The 15,885-nt window shown below is 69.3% G+C and carries 14 protein-coding genes and 1 riboswitch; of the genes, 12 read left to right on the top strand and 2 right to left on the bottom strand.

Features of this window, described 5'->3' with window-relative positions:
• Positions 1 to 110: 110 nt before the first annotated feature.
• The gene (locus LG3211_RS18275; RefSeq protein ID WP_057944073.1) at positions 111 to 2,492 is read right to left on the bottom strand and encodes a TonB-dependent receptor plug domain-containing protein; all 2,382 of its coding nucleotides are present in this window, start codon (positions 2,490 to 2,492) and stop codon (positions 111 to 113) included.
• A 253-nt stretch (positions 2,493 to 2,745) separates the two neighbouring features.
• A complete protein-coding gene (locus LG3211_RS18270) occupies positions 2,746 to 3,501 on the bottom strand; it encodes an SDR family oxidoreductase (protein WP_057944072.1) in 756 nt (251 codons plus the stop codon).
• Between the two features lie 144 nt (positions 3,502 to 3,645).
• A riboswitch (cobalamin riboswitch) is annotated at positions 3,646 to 3,889 on the top strand.
• A gap of 109 nt (positions 3,890 to 3,998) precedes the next feature.
• On the opposite strand from LG3211_RS18270, the gene btuB reads away from it, so the two are divergent.
• From btuB to LG3211_RS18210, 12 genes are all read left to right on the top strand, one after another.
• On the top strand, positions 3,999 to 5,909 hold the full coding sequence (gene btuB, locus LG3211_RS18265; RefSeq protein ID WP_425479977.1) for a TonB-dependent vitamin B12 receptor: 1,911 nt from the start codon (positions 3,999 to 4,001) through the stop codon (positions 5,907 to 5,909).
• A 56-nt stretch (positions 5,910 to 5,965) separates the two neighbouring features.
• Complete coding sequence (locus tag LG3211_RS18260) at positions 5,966 to 6,556, top strand: hypothetical protein (RefSeq protein WP_148649002.1); 591 nt, start codon at positions 5,966 to 5,968, stop codon at positions 6,554 to 6,556.
• Between the two features lie 51 nt (positions 6,557 to 6,607).
• Complete coding sequence (locus LG3211_RS18255) at positions 6,608 to 7,216, top strand: hypothetical protein (RefSeq protein ID WP_425479917.1); 609 nt, start codon at positions 6,608 to 6,610, stop codon at positions 7,214 to 7,216.
• A gap of 77 nt (positions 7,217 to 7,293) precedes the next feature.
• Positions 7,294 to 7,860 (top strand): cob(I)yrinic acid a,c-diamide adenosyltransferase, encoded by a 567-nt coding sequence (gene cobO / locus LG3211_RS18250; RefSeq protein ID WP_057945577.1) that lies wholly within the window; start codon positions 7,294 to 7,296, stop codon positions 7,858 to 7,860.
• 29 nt (positions 7,861 to 7,889) lie between these two features.
• Positions 7,890 to 9,239, top strand: coding sequence for a cobyrinic acid a,c-diamide synthase CobB (locus LG3211_RS18245; protein ID WP_083512644.1), 1,350 nt, complete (start codon positions 7,890 to 7,892; stop codon positions 9,237 to 9,239).
• 5 nt (positions 9,240 to 9,244) lie between these two features.
• Positions 9,245 to 10,174, top strand: coding sequence for an adenosylcobinamide-phosphate synthase CbiB (gene cbiB / locus LG3211_RS18240; RefSeq protein WP_057945575.1), 930 nt, complete (start codon positions 9,245 to 9,247; stop codon positions 10,172 to 10,174).
• Positions 10,175 to 10,230: 56 nt separating this feature from the next.
• Entirely contained in the window at positions 10,231 to 11,250 is a 1,020-nt protein-coding gene (cobD, locus tag LG3211_RS18235) for a threonine-phosphate decarboxylase CobD (RefSeq protein ID WP_057944071.1), read from the top strand.
• Positions 11,247 to 12,725: a cobyric acid synthase gene (locus LG3211_RS18230; RefSeq protein ID WP_057944070.1), complete on the top strand. Its 1,479-nt coding sequence runs from the start codon at positions 11,247 to 11,249 to the stop codon at positions 12,723 to 12,725. The genes cobD and LG3211_RS18230 overlap by 4 nt, the downstream gene beginning before the upstream one ends.
• The gene (gene cobU / locus LG3211_RS18225) at positions 12,713 to 13,231 is read left to right on the top strand and encodes a bifunctional adenosylcobinamide kinase/adenosylcobinamide-phosphate guanylyltransferase (protein ID WP_057944069.1); all 519 of its coding nucleotides are present in this window, start codon (positions 12,713 to 12,715) and stop codon (positions 13,229 to 13,231) included. Before LG3211_RS18230 ends, cobU begins: the two co-directional genes overlap by 13 nt.
• A gap of 62 nt (positions 13,232 to 13,293) precedes the next feature.
• Complete coding sequence (gene cobT, locus LG3211_RS18220; RefSeq protein ID WP_057945574.1) at positions 13,294 to 14,319, top strand: nicotinate-nucleotide--dimethylbenzimidazole phosphoribosyltransferase; 1,026 nt, start codon at positions 13,294 to 13,296, stop codon at positions 14,317 to 14,319.
• Positions 14,320 to 14,452: 133 nt separating this feature from the next.
• Positions 14,453 to 15,061 (top strand): histidine phosphatase family protein, encoded by a 609-nt coding sequence (locus LG3211_RS18215; RefSeq protein ID WP_057944068.1) that lies wholly within the window; start codon positions 14,453 to 14,455, stop codon positions 15,059 to 15,061.
• Positions 15,058 to 15,801: an adenosylcobinamide-GDP ribazoletransferase gene (locus LG3211_RS18210; RefSeq protein ID WP_057944067.1), complete on the top strand. Its 744-nt coding sequence runs from the start codon at positions 15,058 to 15,060 to the stop codon at positions 15,799 to 15,801. The genes LG3211_RS18215 and LG3211_RS18210 overlap by 4 nt, the downstream gene beginning before the upstream one ends.
• Positions 15,802 to 15,885: the final 84 nt, after the last annotated feature.

Here is a 15,885-nt window from a genome sequence, read left to right as displayed (position 1 = left end):
TATAGCCGATCCGGGCCGCCCGGGTATGTGCCGGAAGAATGGAAAATCGGGCAAAAAACGACGGCCCGGAATTCCGGGCCGTCGGGTCGTGCGTGTCGCCTGCGTCTAACTCACCACTTGTAGCCGACCTTCAGGTAAGCGAAGGCGCCGTTGAAGCCGAACGGCGAGGCGGTGTTGTACGGCAGGTAGTTGCGGGTGCCCAGGACCAGCTTCTGCTCGTCGGGATATTCGTTGAGCACGTTGTCGCCGCCCACGGTGAAGTCCCAGTTGTTCAAGCGATACGTCGCGGCCAGATCCAGCGTCCATTTCGCGCCGAAGGTCTGATCCTGCAGCGGATCGGTCGCGTGCAGTTCGGTGAACTCGCCGTAGCGCGTGGCGGTGGCGTTGAAGCTCCAGTTGCCGGTCTTCCAGTCGCCGGCGAGGAAGAACTTGTCCTTCGGCGCGCCCTTGGTGATGCGGCCGATCTCGGTGCGGCCGATGCGCACCGCGTTCGGATCGATCGCCGCCAGGCGCGCCGGGTTGGGCGCGATCTTCTCGATCTCGGTCTTGGAGTAGTTGTAGCCCAAGGTCAGATTGAACTTGCCCGACGCCCAATCCCAGGCCTGGGTCGCGACGATGTCCACGCCCTGCGTCTTGGTGTCGACCGCGTTGGTGAAGTAACGCCCGCCGCCGATGCCCGGATAACCATTGGCCTGCAGGTAGTTGCGCACCGCGGTGCTGGTCAGGTTTTCCGACAGCAGGATGCGATCGTCCACGGTGATGTGGTAAGCGTCGATGGTGATGTACAAGCCATCCGACGGCTGCAGCACCAGGCCCAGGCTGTAGTTGGTGGATTCCTCGGCCTTCAGCGGCTCGGAACCCAGCGCGACCGCGGCCGGGTTATCGACGCGGAAGGTGCCGATTTCATACGGAATGCCGCTGATGAAGTTGGTCGCGATCGACTGGAAAAACTGCTGCTGCAGCGACGGCGCGCGGAAGCCGGTGGAGGCGGTGGCGCGCAGCGCGACCTTGTCGGTGAAGGCGTAGCGCGCCGACAACTTGCCCGAAGTGGTGTCGCCGAAATCGCTGTAGCTCTCGTAGCGCGCGGCGAGGCCGGCGGAGAACTTGTCGGTCAGGTCGGCTTCGACATCGGCATAGAACGAATAACTGTGGCGGTCGAACTCGCCGGCGTCGCTGGCTCGGAAACCGGAGAACACCTGCGCGCCGGGGATGATCTGGCCGTTGGACGCGGGCACGCCGCCGTTGGCGTAGGACAGCGGCTCGCCGGCGCGCTGGCTGAATTCCTCGCCGCGCCATTCCGCGCCCCAGGCGAAGGTCACCGGGTATTGCCAGCCGAAATCCACCGGCCGGGTGAAGTCCAGGTTCAACACGTGCTGGGTCACTTCCAGCGCGCCGGCGTAGAACTGCGTCGGCGAGGTCGGGCCCAGGCTGCGGTTGAGGGTGTGCTCGATGTCGAAGGTCAGGCCGTTATGGCCGTAGTTGTAGCTGAAATCGATCTGGGTGCCGCCGGCGGTCTCGGTGCGCAGGCCGACCACCGCGGCGCGGTCCTTGCTGATGTTGTGGATCTGCGGCAGGAAGCCGTTGGGATAGATCGACGGAATGTTGCGCGCATCGCCGGCGAAGCGGAAATAGCCGTTGGAAAGCACATCGCGCTTGCTGTAGCTGCCGAAGGAATAGAAGGTCAGGTAGTCGGCCGGCTTGTATTCGCCGTTGTACGACACCGCGCCGCTGTCGATCTCCGGATCGCCGTAGCGCTGTTCGACCACGCCCTGGAACGGACGCGCGCGGTTGGTCTGGTCCTGATGTCCGCCCTGCGCGGCCAGATGCACCTTGCCGTTTTCGCCGAGCTTGAGGCCGACATCGCCCGACAGCTGGTACTGCTCGCCGTCGCCGGCGCTGTACTGGCCGTAGCGCGCGGCGATGCTGCCGCCCGAATCGCTGCCCTTGAGCACGATATTGACCACGCCGGCGATGGCGTCGGAGCCGTATTGCGCCGAGGCGCCGTCGCGCAGCACTTCCACGCGCTCGATGGAGGCGATCGGAATGGCGTTGAGGTCCACCGGCGAGGAGCCGCGGCCCTGGCTGCCGTTGAGGTTGATCAGCGCGGTGGTGTGACGGCGCTTGCCGTTGACCAGCACCAGCACCTGATCGGGCGCGAGCCCGCGCAACTGCGCCGGGCGCACCGCGTCGGTGCCGTCGGTGATGGCCGGGCGCGGGAAGTTCAGCGAGGGCAGGGCGCGCGCCAGCGCGGTGGCCAGTTCGACCGTGCCGCTGGCTTCGAGGGTTTCCGGCGTGATGATGTCGATCGGCGCGGTCGATTCGGCGACGGTGCGGTCGGACACGCGGGTGCCGGTCACGATGACCTGGTCCAGGGTTTTGGGATCGCCTTGCGGAGCGGCGTCTTGAGCGAAGGCGGCGGGCGCGGCGAATGCGATCAGCAGGCCCAGGGCCAGTGGGTGAAGGGGTCCGGTGAGCTTGCGACTGGCGTGCATGAAGACTCCTGGTGGGGGTGACATCGATGGCAATCGGGTTTAACACGCTTATAACAAGCGGGTCAATAAAGCGGCCAAGCTGTGCCTAACGCAAGTAGCCAAAAAGTGGTAAACGCCCCAGTTTCGGCGCCGGGCCGCTCCGAAGCGCCGCCAATCCCGAATCCCGATCCCGGCTCCAAAAAAAACGCCGGGTCGCATCGATCGCGATCCCGGCGTCCGGAAGAGGGTGCGGCGACCTGCGCCGCGGAGCGGCTCAGATGATCAGCGCGCCCCCATCGACGTCGATCACCGTGCCGGTGACGTAGGCGTTGTCGATCGCGAACAGATAGGCCGAAGCGATTTCGTCCGTGCGGCCGACCCGGCCGACCGGCAGTTTCTCGCCGGCCCGCGCCAGCGCCGACATGCGCGCGAACGGTTCCATGCCGTGGTAGCCGTCGCTGTCGGTCAGGCCTGGGCTGATGGCGTTGACGCGCAGCGGCGCCAATTCGCGCGCCAGCACTTTGACGCTGGCTTCCAGCGCGGCGTTGATCACGGTGCGGGCGAGCGCGCCGGGCGTGGCCTTGCGCGCGACGATGCCGCTGGTCAGGGTCACGCTGCCGTTGCCGCTGAGATAGGGCAGGGCCAGCTGCACGGCCTGGATCGAGCCCCACAGCTTGCGTTCGAACGCCTGCCGCGCCTGATCGAGGTCCAGTTCGGCCAAGGGTCCGGCCGGCGCCGGGGCGCTGGCGGCGATGATCAGGTGGTCGATCCGGCCGGCGCGCTCGAACAGGCGGCGCAGGCTGTCGATGTCGTCCAACTGCGCCTGATGGGTGTCGATACTGGATTTGGCCAGCGGACGCAGCGTGTCGGCGGTGGCGTCCAGCTGCTGCAGATCGGCGCAGGCCAGGGTCAGCTGGCCGCGGCGGCGCGACAGGCGTGCCGACAGGGCGCGGCCGATACCCGACTGCGCGCCGAGGATCAGGCTGCGGACGTTCGGGGCGGGGCTCAGGCGCAAGTCGGTGGCGTTCATCGGCGGGATCGGGTCGCGGCGGGTGAGTGCATCGTCCACGGACTGCGCCCGCGAATGAATCAGACGCGTCTGAAATGTGCCTGAGGGGTCGCGCATGTGCCTCATCGAGGCCCATACCCTGGCGCCGCCACCGGGCGGCACTGTTAAGATGCCCGCGCTCAAGGTGATCGCCGACACAGTCGGGCGATTGAAACGGGAATCCGGTGGCGCGCGGCTCATGCCGAACGCTCAAGCCGGAGCTGCCCCCGCAACGGTAGGCGAGTCAACGTAACGCTCTTGGCCACTGTGCTGATGCACGGGAAGGCGCGTTACGGGAACCGCGATCGGGTGTTCGCACCGATCGCTTCCGCTCGCGAGCCCGGAGACCGGCCCGGAGCGCGAACCGACAGGCGGAGGGCCGTGTCTCGGGAATCCTGCGCTCGCGCCTGCCTCCCTTGCCGCTCTTCGTGTGTCTCGACCTAGTCTGGACCGCGCGGGTGAGGCGCGGCCGTGGAGACCTGCCAGTGATTGCGTCTGTAGTTGCCGTTGCATTTCCGTCGCGCCCCGCGCGGCTTGCCCTGAATACCGCCTTGTGCGCCGCCCTGGCCGGCGCCGCCTTCGGCGCCAGCGCCGATACCGCGGTGGATATCGACCAGGTCGTGGTCACCGCCAGCCGTACCGCCCAGACCCAGGACGCGACCCTGGCCGCGGTGACGGTGATCGATCGCGCCGACATCGAGCGCCTGCAGCCGGCCTCGCTGCCGGACCTGCTGCGCGGCACGCCGGGCGCATCGCTGGCCAACCACGGCGGCGCGGGCAAATCCACCTCGCTGTTCCTGCGAGGCACCGAATCCGATCACGTGCTGGTGCTGGTCGATGGCATCAAGCTCGGCTCGGCCACCAGCGGCGGCGCCTCGCTGCAGGACATTCCGGTCGAACAGATCGAACGCGTGGAAATCGTGCGCGGCCCGTTCTCCAGCCTGTACGGCTCCGAAGCCATCGGCGGCGTGGTCCAGATCTTCACCCGCCGCCCGCAGGGCGCGTTCGCGCCGAACTTCAGTCTGTCGCTGGGCAGCAACCAGACCCATCGCGGCTCCGCCGGCGTCGCCGGCAAGGGCGAGCGCGGCTGGTATTCGATCAACGCCGCGCACGAAGACACCGACGGCATCAACGCCTGCCGCGGCAAGCCCTCGCCGGGCGGCGCGGGCTGTTTCACCAATTCGCCCGATCGCGACGGCTACCGCAACAGCTCGCTGACCGTGCAGGGCGGCTACCGTTTCAGCGAACAATGGGACGCCGAGGCGCGCGTGCTGCGCGCCCAGAGCAACAACCTCTACGACGGCAGCCAGAACAATCAGACCGACGCGGTGCAGCAAGTGGCCGGCGCCAAGCTGCGTTACAAGCCCAACGACCGCGTCAGCGTGAGCCTCAACGCCGGACGCAGCGCCGATCTGAGCGACAACTACAAGAACGGCAAGTATTCGAGCACCTTCGATACGCGGCGCCAGTTGGGTTCGGTGCAGGGCGATTTCAGCCTCGGGCAGAATCTGCTGACCGCCGGCTTCGATTGGCAGCGCGACGAGATCGAAAGCAGCACCCGCTACGCGCGCGACCATCGCATCCTGCGCGGCGCGTTCGGCCAATGGCAGCGCGACTTCGGCGCGCATGCGCTGCAGGCCAGCCTGCGCCGCGACGACGACAGCCAGTTCGGCGGGGAAACCACCGGCAGCGTGCTGTGGGGCTGGGATTTCACCGAATCGATGCGCCTGACCGCCAGCTACGGCACTGCGTTCAAGGCGCCGACCTTCAACGAGCTGTACTTCCCCGGTTACGGCAATCCGGAGCTTTCCCCGGAAACCTCGCGCAGCTTCGAGCTCGGGCTGCGCGGCAGCTTCGGCGGCGAACGCCGGCAGGTGTGGTCGCTCAACGCCTACCAGACCCGGATCGACGATCTGATCGCCTACGACGCATCGCGCGGTGTGCCCGGCAACGTCGATCGCGCCCGCATCCGCGGCCTGGAAGCGGTGCTCGATACGCGCCTGGCCGACTGGGACCTGCGCGCCAGCGCGACCTGGCTGGACGCGCGCAACGACAGCCGCAACAGCTACAACGACAACTATCTGCCGCGCCGCGCGCGCCGCAGCGCACGCATCGACCTGGACCGCCGCTTCGAGTTGGGCGCCGCCCGCGCCGTGTCCTTCGGCGCCAGCGTCTACGCCGCCGGCCAGCGCTACGACGATCTGGCCAACGCCCGCAGCCTGGGCGGCTATGCTCTGACCGACTTGCGCCTGGGCTACGCCTTCGACGCGGCCTGGAGCTTGCAGTTATCGGCCAATAACCTGTTCGACCGGCATTACGAAACCGCGGCCTTCTACAATCAGCCCGGCCGCAACTATCTGCTGACGCTGCGTTACCGCCCCCTTCGCTGATGTCACCGCGCCACCCCGGCCGCGTCCGCGCGGCCGGCTCCGACCGAGAGCTTGAGATGAACGATCTGTCCGTGCCCGTGAAAACCAGCATCGTCGCGGTCCTGCTGACGCTGATGATCGCCACGCGCTTCCATCACTTCGGCAGCGCGCTGCACCTGCCTGATGCGTCGATGGCGGTGTTCTTCCTGGGCGGCGTGTATCTGCGCCGGCATGCGTTGTTCGCAGGCTTCATGCTGTTGGCGGTGGCGATCGACTACGTCGCCATCACCGGCCGCGGCCTGAGCTTCTACCAGCATTACTGCGTGACGCCGTCGTATGCGTCCTTGCTGCTGGCCTACGCGGTGCTGTGGTACGCCGGGCGGATGTACGCACCGCGCATGGCCGCGAACGGACGCGCGGTGGCGATCGGGCTGGGCCTGGCGCTGGTCGCGGCGAGCGTGTCGTTCCTGATTTCCAACGGCGCCTTCTACTGGTTCGGCGGCCGCTATCCGCAGCCCAACCTCGACCAGTATCTGGCGCGCCTGTGGCGATGGGGGCCGCTGTTCGTGCGCACCACCATGATCTACATCGCCAGCGGGTTCCTGGTGCATGCGCTGATCGCGCGCTTCGCGCCGGCGCACGCGGCGCAGTCGCGCAGCCGGGCCTGATCGCCCGCGCAAGCGCTTATCGGTTTTGCCAGTCGATTCGGGAGTTCGAACATGTCGATCCTGCTTGCCCCCAGCGATGCGATCCTGCCCTTGCGTTCGCGCAACGCGCAGATAGCCACCGCCGCGCTCCTGGCCGTGTTGATGATCTGCACGCGCGGCCAGCATTTCGCCACCGTGGACGCTCTGCCCAGCGCGTCGTGGGCGGTGTTCTTCCTGGCCGGGGCGATGCTGCGGCCGGGCTGGGTGTTTCCGGCCCTGTTCGTGCTGTCCTCGCTGCTGGACCTGGCCAGCCTGGCGCTGGGCCGGATCACCGACTGGTGCCTGTCGCCGGCGTACTGGGCGCTGGCGCTGGCCTACGGCGCGCTGTGGATGGGCGGACGCTTCTATGCGCGCATGCACCGCGATCATTGGCGCAGCGTGCCGCGACTGGTGCTGGCGCTGCTGGCGACCTCGGTGGTGGCCTACCTGATCTCCAAGGGCGGGTTCTATTTCCTCTCCGGGCGCTACCCGGACGCCTCGCTGGCCGGCTTCATCGATCGCATCGCGCAGTACTACCCGCGCACCCTGGGCACCCTGGCCGGTTATGTCGGCGTGGGCTTCTCGGTCTATGCCGTGGCCCGTCTGCTCGATGCGCGCGATCGCTTCGGAGCGGCGGCGTGAGCGCGCCCGGCGACGAGGCGCAAGCCGCGGATCGCGCCGGCTATGCCGGCCTGAGCGAAGAAAAACACCGCGAGCGCATGCAGCGCAAGAAGGAGCTGATCGATCGCAAGATCGCCAAGGCGACCATCGAGCGCGGCGTGCTGGTGGTCAACACCGGCAACGGCAAGGGCAAGAGTTCCTCCGGTTTCGGCATGCTCGCCCGTTCGCTCGGCCACGGCTTCAAGTGCGGCGTGGTGCAGTTCATCAAGGGCAGTTTTTCGACCGGGGAAGAAGCCTTCTTCCGCCGTTTCGAGGAGCTCGAATACCACGTGATGGGCGAGGGCTTCACCTGGGAGACCCAGGACAAGCAGCGCGACATCGCCGCGGCGCAGGCGGCCTGGGCCATCTCGGCGAAGATGATGAGCGATGAAGCCTACGACTTCGTGCTGCTGGACGAACTCAACATCGCCCTGGCGCATCGCTACGTCGCCCTCGACGACGTGCTCGCCGCGGTCGCGGCGCGGCCGCCGCGCCAGCATGTGGTCATCACCGGCCGCGGCGCGCCCGATGCCTTGATCGAAGCGGCCGACACGGTTACCGAGATGCGCGTGATCAAGCATGCGTTCAAGGCCGGGATCAAGGCGCAGCAGGGGATCGAGTTGTGATCTCGGGAATCGGGAATGGGGAATCGGGAATGGCAACAGCCGCGACCACGCGGGCTTTTGCCGTCCCGATTCCCGATTCCCCATTCCCGATTCCCGTCGATTGCCCGGCGCTGCTCATCTCCGCGCCCGCCTCCGGCCAGGGCAAGACCAGCGTCACCGCCGCGATCGCGCGCTGGCATGGGCGCCAGGGCCGGCGCGTGCGGGTGTTCAAGACCGGACCGGATTTTCTCGATCCGATGGTGCTCGAACGCGCCAGCGGCCACCCGGTGCAGCAGCTGGATCTGTGGATGTGCGGCGAAGCCGACGTGCGCGCGCGTCTGCACGCGGCCGCGAGCGAAGCCGATCTGATCCTGATCGAAGGCGTGATGGGCTTGTTCGACGGCACGCCGTCCAGCGCCGATCTGGCCGAACGACTCGGCGTGCCGGTGCTGGCGGTGATCGACGGTTCGGCGATGGCGCAGACCTTCGGCGCGCTCGCCACCGGCCTGGCGCGTTATCGCGACGGCGTGCGCGTGTACGGCGTCGCCGCCAACCGCATCGGCAGCGCTTATCACGCGCAACTGCTGCGCGAGAGTCTGCCCGCCGATCTGCGCTGGCTCGGCGCGTTGCCGCGCGATCCCGCGCTGGCGCTGCCGGAACGACACCTGGGCTTGGTCGCGGCCGGCGAACTGGGCGATATCGACGCGCGTCTGGACGCGCTCGCCGATGCCTGGGCCGAGCATGCCGATATCGAGCTGCCGCCGCCGGTGACGTTCGCGCCGGCCGCGACGGCCGCGGTGGAGCGCGCGCTCGCCGGCCGCCGCATCGCGATCGCGCGCGACGCGGCCATGTGTTTTTTGTACCCGGCGAATCTGGACCTGCTGCGCGCCGCCGGCGCCGAGCTGGCGTTCTTCTCGCCGATCGCCGGCGACGGCCTGCCCGAATGCGATGCGGTGTGGCTGCCGGGCGGTTATCCGGAACTGCATCTGGCGGCGCTGTCGGCCAATCGCGGCTTGCGCGATGCGCTGCACGCGCATGTCGATGCCGGCAAGCCCGTGCTGGCCGAATGCGGTGGCCTGTTGTATGCGCTCGACAGCTTGCAGGACCGCGACGGCGCCAGCGCCGCGATGGCCGGCCTGCTGCGCGGCAGCGCGACGATCCAGCCGCGTCTGGCGGCGCTGGGATTGCAGGCGGTGACGCTGGCCGAAGGCGAACTGCGCGGACACACCTTCCACTACGCGCGCGCCGAGATCCAGGCCGAGGCGATCGCCGATTCCAGCAATCCCAATGGCGGCCCCAGCCGCGAAGCGGTGTATCGGCGCCAGCGCCTCACCGCTAGCTTCGTCCACTTCTATTTTCCGTCCAACCCTGCCGCGGCCCTGTCACTGTTTCTGCCATGAATCTCATGCCGCTGGCCCTGGCGATGCTGGCCGGCGTGCTGCTGGATGCGCTGCTGGGCGAACCGCGGCGCGCGCATCCGCTGGTGGCGTTCGGGCGGCTGGCGCGCGCGATCGAATCGATCCTGCATCGCGACAGCCGCGTGCGCGGCGCGATGGCGTGGTTGCTGGCGGTGGTGCCGTTCAGCGCCGCGGCGTGGTGGCTGCAGCGGCAATTGCTTGCGTGGTCGCCGTGGGCCGATGGCGTCTACGCCGCCGCGGCCCTGTACTTCGCCATCGGCCTGCGCAGCCTGAGAGAACACGCCACGCCGGTGGCCGCCGCTCTGGCCGCCGCCGATCTGCCGGCCGCGCGCGCAGCGGTCGGGCGCATCGTCAGCCGCGATACGCAGGCGCTCGACGCCGAGCGCGTGGCCGCGGCGGCGACCGAATCGGTGCTGGAGAACGGCAGCGACGCGGTGTTCGCGGCGCTGTTCTGGTTCGCCGTGCTCGGCCCGGCCGGCGTGGTGCTGTATCGGCTGGCGAACACGCTGGATGCGATGTGGGGTTATCGCACCGCGCGCTATCGACGCTTCGGTTGGGCGGCGGCGCGCATCGACGACGTGCTCAACTGGATTCCCGCGCGCCTGACCGCGATGACTTACGCCGCGCTCGGCCACACCGGCAGCGCGCTGCGTTGCTGGCGCACCCAGGCGAGCGCCTGGGACAGCCCGAACGCGGGCCCGGTGATGGCCGCCGGCGCGGGCGCGCTGCGGGTGCGGCTGGGCGGCGACGCGCCGTATCACGGCGTGTGGGAATCGCGGCCGTTGTTGGGCGAGGGCGCCGCGCCCGACGCCGATTCGATCCTGCGCGCGCTGAGTCTGGTGGTGCGCGGAACCGCGTACTGGCTGTGCGGATTTCTATTGCTCGCCTTCGGCTGGTGGCTGCATGCGGATGCATGAGGCCGGTCGCGTTGGCATGACACGACTGCAACGGTTCGCGCGCGGAGGCGACGACCATGCTTGAACACGGCGGCCGCCTGTTGCGCGCAGCGCAGCGCTACGGCATTCCCGCGCGGGATTGGCTGGACCTGTCCACCGGCATCAATCCAGTCGCTTGGCCGGTGCCGGCCATTCCTGCCCGCGCCTGGCATCGATTGCCGGAAGACGACGACGGCTTGCTCGATGTCGCGCGCGGTTATTACGGCGCGGGCGATCTGCTCGCGGTCGCCGGTTCGCAAGCCGCGATCCAGGCCTTGCCCGAGCTGCGCGCGCCCTCGCGCGTGGGCGTGCTCGCGCCCGGCTACGCCGAGCATGCGCACGCGTGGCGGCGCGCCGGACACCAGGTGACGACGCATTCGGCGGCGGAGCTGTTCGCCCGCGCCGATGAGTTCGAGGTGATCGTGCTGATCCATCCGAACAATCCCGGCGGCGATGCGTTCGAACGCGACGCGCTGCTGGCCTTGCACGCGCAACTGGCCGCGCGCGGCGGCTGGCTGCTGATCGACGAAGCCTTCATCGACGCCACGCCCGAACACAGCCTGTGCGCGGACAGCGCGCGCGACGGCCTGATCGTATTGCGTTCGGTCGGAAAGTTCTTCGGTCTGGCCGGCGCCCGCGCCGGCTTCGTCTGCGCCGCGCCGGCCTTGCTCGAACGCCTGCGCGATCGGCTCGGCCCGTGGACGCTGACCGGGCCGGCGCGTTATGCGCTGCGCCATGCCCTGGCCGATCGCAAGTGGCAGGATGCGATGCGCGCGCAACTGCTGGAGCAAGGCGCGCGGCTGGCGCGATTGCTGAGCGCGCACGGCCTGGCGCCCAGCGGCGGCAGCGCGTTCTTCCAGTGGCGCCGCGACCGCCGCGCGCCGCAATGGCATCAGGCCTTGGCCGAGCGCGGCATCCTGACCCGCTTGTTCGAGCAACCGCCGAGCCTGCGTTTCGGTTTGCCGGGCGCGGAACACGAGTGGCAGCGACTGGACGACGCGCTGGCGCAAATCCGCAAGGATGCGACGATGCACGATCACGACGGGAGCGATACATGACGGCGCGGGTAGTGATGGTGCAAGGCTGCACGTCGGATGCGGGCAAGAGCGCGCTGGTCACGGCCCTGTGCCGATGGCTGCGGCGCCGCGGCGTCGCGGTCGCGCCGTTCAAGCCGCAGAACATGGCGCTCAATTCGGCGGTGACCGAGGACGGCGGCGAGATCGGCCGCGCCCAGGCGGTGCAGGCGCAGGCGGCCGGGCTGGCGCCGCATACCGATTTCAACCCGATCCTGCTCAAGCCCAACAGCGATACCGGCGCGCAGGTGATCGTGCACGGCCGCGCGGTGGCCAACCTGGACGCGCGCGACTATCACGACTACAAGCGTGTGGCGATGGAAGCGGTGCTGGTCTCGCACCAGCGCCTGACCGACCTGTTCGAAGCGGTGGTGGTCGAAGGCGCCGGTAGCCCGGCCGAGATCAATCTGCGCGCCAACGACATCGCCAACATGGGCTATGCCGAAGCGGTGGATTGCCCGGTACTGTTGATCGCCGACATCGACCGCGGCGGCGTGTTCGCGCATCTGGTCGGCACCCTGGCGCTGTTGTCCGAGAGCGAACGCGCGCGCGTGAAAGGCTTCGTCATCAATCGTTTTCGCGGCGATATCGGCCTGCTGCAACCCGGGCTGGACTGGCTGCAGCGCGAAACCGGCAAGCCGGTGCTGGGCGTGTTGCCGTATCTGCACGGCCTGCACCTGGAGGCCGAGGACGCCTTGCCACGCGCCGACGAGAGCAAGCAGGGCGCGCGCTTGCGCGTGGCCGTGCCGGCCTTGCCGCGGATCAGCAATCACAACGACTTCGACGCGCTGCGCGCGCATCCGCAGGTCGAGTGCGTGTTCGTCGGCCCGGGCGAAACCCCGCCGGTGTGCGATCTGATCGTGCTGCCCGGCTCGAAATCGACCCGCGCCGACCTGGACTGGCTGCGCCGGCAGGGTTGGCCCTCGGCGATTTCCCGGCATCTGCGCTACGGCGGCAAGCTGATCGGCATCTGCGGCGGATGGCAGATGCTCGGCCGCGCCGTGCACGATCCGCTCGGCATCGAAGGCGAGGCCGGTTCCAGCACCGGGCTGGGCTGGTTCGATCTGGAGACCACCCTGGACGCGCACAAGCAACTGCGCAACGCGCGCGGCCGGCTCGCGTTCGGCGAAGCGACGGTCGGCGGTTACGAAATCCATTGCGGCATCAGCACCGGCGCCGCGTTGGAGCGGCCGGCGATGCATCTGGAAGACGGTCGCCGCGACGGCGCGATTTCCGCCGACGGGCAGATCCTCGGCACCTATCTGCACGGCGTGTTCGACGAGCCGCAGGCCCTGGCCGCGTTGTTGCGCTGGGCCGGACTGGAGCAGGCGCAGGCGCTGGATCTGCGCGGCCTGCGCGAGGCCAGCATCGAACGGCTGGCCGATGCAGTGGAAGCGCACCTGGATACCGCGGCATTGGCGCAGTTGTTCGGATTGGAGCCGGTCGCATGCGCAGTCTGATTCTGGGCGGCGCGCGTTCGGGCAAGAGCGCGTTGGCCGAACGGCTGGCGTCGTCGTTCGATGAAGTGGTCTACATCGCCACCGCGCAGGCGCTGGATGGCGAGATGAGCGAGCGCATCGCCCATCACCGCGCGCGCCGGCCGGCGCAGTGGGCCTGCATCGAAGAGCCGTTCGCCCTGGCCGACACCTTGCGCGCGCAAGCCGCGCCGGGCCGCTGCCTGCTGGTGGATTGCCTGACGCTGTGGCTCAGCAATCTGCTCGGCGCGGCGGATGAGGGCGTGTGGGAGCGCGAACGCAGCGCCTTGTTGTCGGCCTTGCCCGGGCTGGACGGCACGGTGCTGTTGGTCAGCAACGAAGTCGGCCTGGGCGTGATTCCGATGGGCGAATTGACCCGGCGTTATGTCGATGAGGCCGGGCGGCTGCATCAGGCGCTGGGACAGGTGTGCGAGCGGGTGGTCTTCGTCGCCGCGGGTTTGCCGCTGGTGTTGAAAGGGCCCGCGTTGTGAGTACGGCGATCGAAGGAGTGTTGAATTTGAACGAGCAAGGCGTGTGGTGGCGGGGCGAGTGCATGCGCCCGGATGCGGACATTCGCGCGCAGGCGCTGGCGCGGCAGCAACAGCTGACCAAGCCGCCGGGCTCGCTGGGCGCGCTGGAAGCGCTGGCGGTGCGGCTGGCGGAGTTGCAGCGCACGCCGACGCCGTCGGCGCAGCGGGTGTGGATCAGTGTGTTCGCCGCCGATCACGGCGTCGCCGCCGAAGGCGTGTCGGCGTTTCCGCAGGCGGTCACCGGCGAGATGGTGCGTAACTTCGCCAGCGGCGGCGCCGCGATCAGCGTGCTCGCGCGCAGCCTCGGCGCCAATCTGGACGTGGTCAACCTGGGCACGGTCAACGATCCGGGCCCGGTGGCCGGCGTGCATCGCGCGATCATCGCGCCGAGCACGGACAACTTCTGCGAAGGCCCGGCGATGAGTCAGGCGCAGCTGCAAGCCGCGCTAGCGGCCGGCGCGGCCAGCGTGCGCGCGGCGCTGGACGCCGGCGCGCAGGTGTTCATCGGCGGCGAGATGGGCATCGCCAACACCACCTCGGCGGCGGCGCTGGCTTGCGCGCTGTTGCAACGCGCGCCGGCCGAACTGGCCGGCGCCGGCACCGGCCTGGATGCGGCCGGCATCGCGCACAAGGTCGCGGTGATCGAGCGCGCGCTGGCGTTGCACGCCGGCGCCGGCGACGACTGGGAACGCTTGCGCCGCCTGGGCGGTTTCGAAATCGCCGCGCTGGCCGGCGCGTACGTGGCCGCGGCCCAGGCCGGGCTGCCGGTGCTGGTCGATGGCTTCATCGCCTCGGTCGCCGCGCTGACGGCGCTGCGGCTCAATCCGGATTGCCGCGACTGGCTGCTGTACGCGCACCGCTCGCACGAGCGCGGCCACGCCGCGGTGCTCGACGCCCTGCAGGCGCAGCCGCTGCTGGATCTGCAACTGCGCCTGGGCGAAGCCAGCGGCGCGGCGGTGGCGGTGCCGCTGCTGCGGCTGGCCTGCGATCTGCACAACGCCATGGCGACCTTCGCCCAGGCCGGCGTCTCGGCCGGCGCGCGCGCGTGAACCGTCGGCCGCGCCTCGTAGGGCAAGTGTATGGACCTGCGCAAGTGCGCTCGCGGTCCCATTCCCGCGTGGACGCAGAGCAGGCATCATCGTGGCCCACGATCGCCGACCGCGCACAAGGACTGATGCCGCGATGAGCTCAAACGCCGCCCCCATCGATCTGCTGCGCCACGGCGACACCGGCCATCGCAGCTACCGCGGCCAACTCGACGACAGCCTGCTGGAACTGGGCTGGCGGCAGATGCGCGACGCCGTGCTCGGCCGCGACTGGGACGCCATCGTCAGCTCGCCGCTGCAGCGCTGCGCGGCGTTCGCGCAGGAGTTGTCGCAGGTGCGCGGCTTGCCGCTGAGCCTGGAGCCGCGATTGCGCGAATATCACTTCGGCCAATGGCAGGGCAAACCGGTGGACGCGATCGCCGCTGAAGAGAGCGACGCACTGGCGCGGTTCTGGGCCGATCCGGTCGCGCATCCGCCGCCGGGCGCGGAGCGCTTCGCCGATTTCGCCGCGCGCCTGACCGCGGCCGCGGATGAAATCGTGCGCGGCTACGCCGGTCAGCGCGTGCTGGTGGTGACCCACGGCGGGGTGATCCGGCTGCTGCGCTGCCTGGCGGCGGGACGGCGTTACACCGACCTGCTCAATATCGATGTCGCGCATGCCTCGCTGCATGCGTTGAACTGGCCGCCGAAGCCGATGCGCGAAAGCCAGGCCGCGCTGGCTCAGGCCGATCCGGTCGGCGGCTGATGCGCGCGCTGCTGGCCGCGATCGGGTTCCTCACCCGGATTCCGGTGCCGGCGCGGGTGTTCGCCGATCCGCGCGCGCAGACGCGTTCGCTGGTCTGGTATCCGCTGGTCGGGCTGCTGATCGGCGTTTTGCTGTGCGCGCTGGCCTGGCTGCTGCAGACCCGCCCGCCGCTGTTGGTGGCGGCGCTGTTGCTGACGTTGTGGGTGGTATTGACCGGCGCCTTGCACCTGGACGGCCTGGCCGACAGCGCCGACGCCTGGGTCGGCGGCATGGGCCGCGACGAAGCGCAACGGCGCGAGCGCACCCTGACGATCATGAAAGACCCGCGCAGCGGCCCGATCGGCGTGGTCGCGGTGGTGCTGGCGCTGCTGCTGAAATTCGCCGCGCTGGCGAGCCTGCCGGCGCCGGCGTGGGCGGCGCTGCTGCTGGCGCCGATGCTGGCGCGCGCGGCGCTGACCCTGGCGTTCGTGACCACGCCCTATGTGCGCAGCGGCGGATTGGGGCAGTCGCTGGTCGATGCGCCGCGCGCGGCCTGCATCGTCGCCCTGTTGGTCAGTGCCGCGACATGCGCGCTCGCCGGCTGGCGCGGCGGCGTGGCGCTGCTGGTGGCGTTGGCGCTGTTCGCGCTATGGCGCCGCGCCTGCATGCGTCGCCTGCAGGGCATGACCGGCGACACCTGCGGAGCCTTGACCGAGTTGACCGAAGCCGGCGTGCTGGTCGCCTGGGCCTTGTCGCAGTAGGGCCGACGGCGAAAGCGCAAGATAGGAACCGCCGGCCGGGCCCGCGCCTGCGACGCTGGCGACCGATCCCCCCATGCCGCGAGG

Source organism: Lysobacter gummosus (assembly GCF_001442805.1).
Lineage (GTDB): Bacteria > Pseudomonadota > Gammaproteobacteria > Xanthomonadales > Xanthomonadaceae > Lysobacter > Lysobacter gummosus.
Note: the sequence above shows the minus strand (reverse complement) of the source record. Positions and strands in the feature narration are given on the sequence as shown.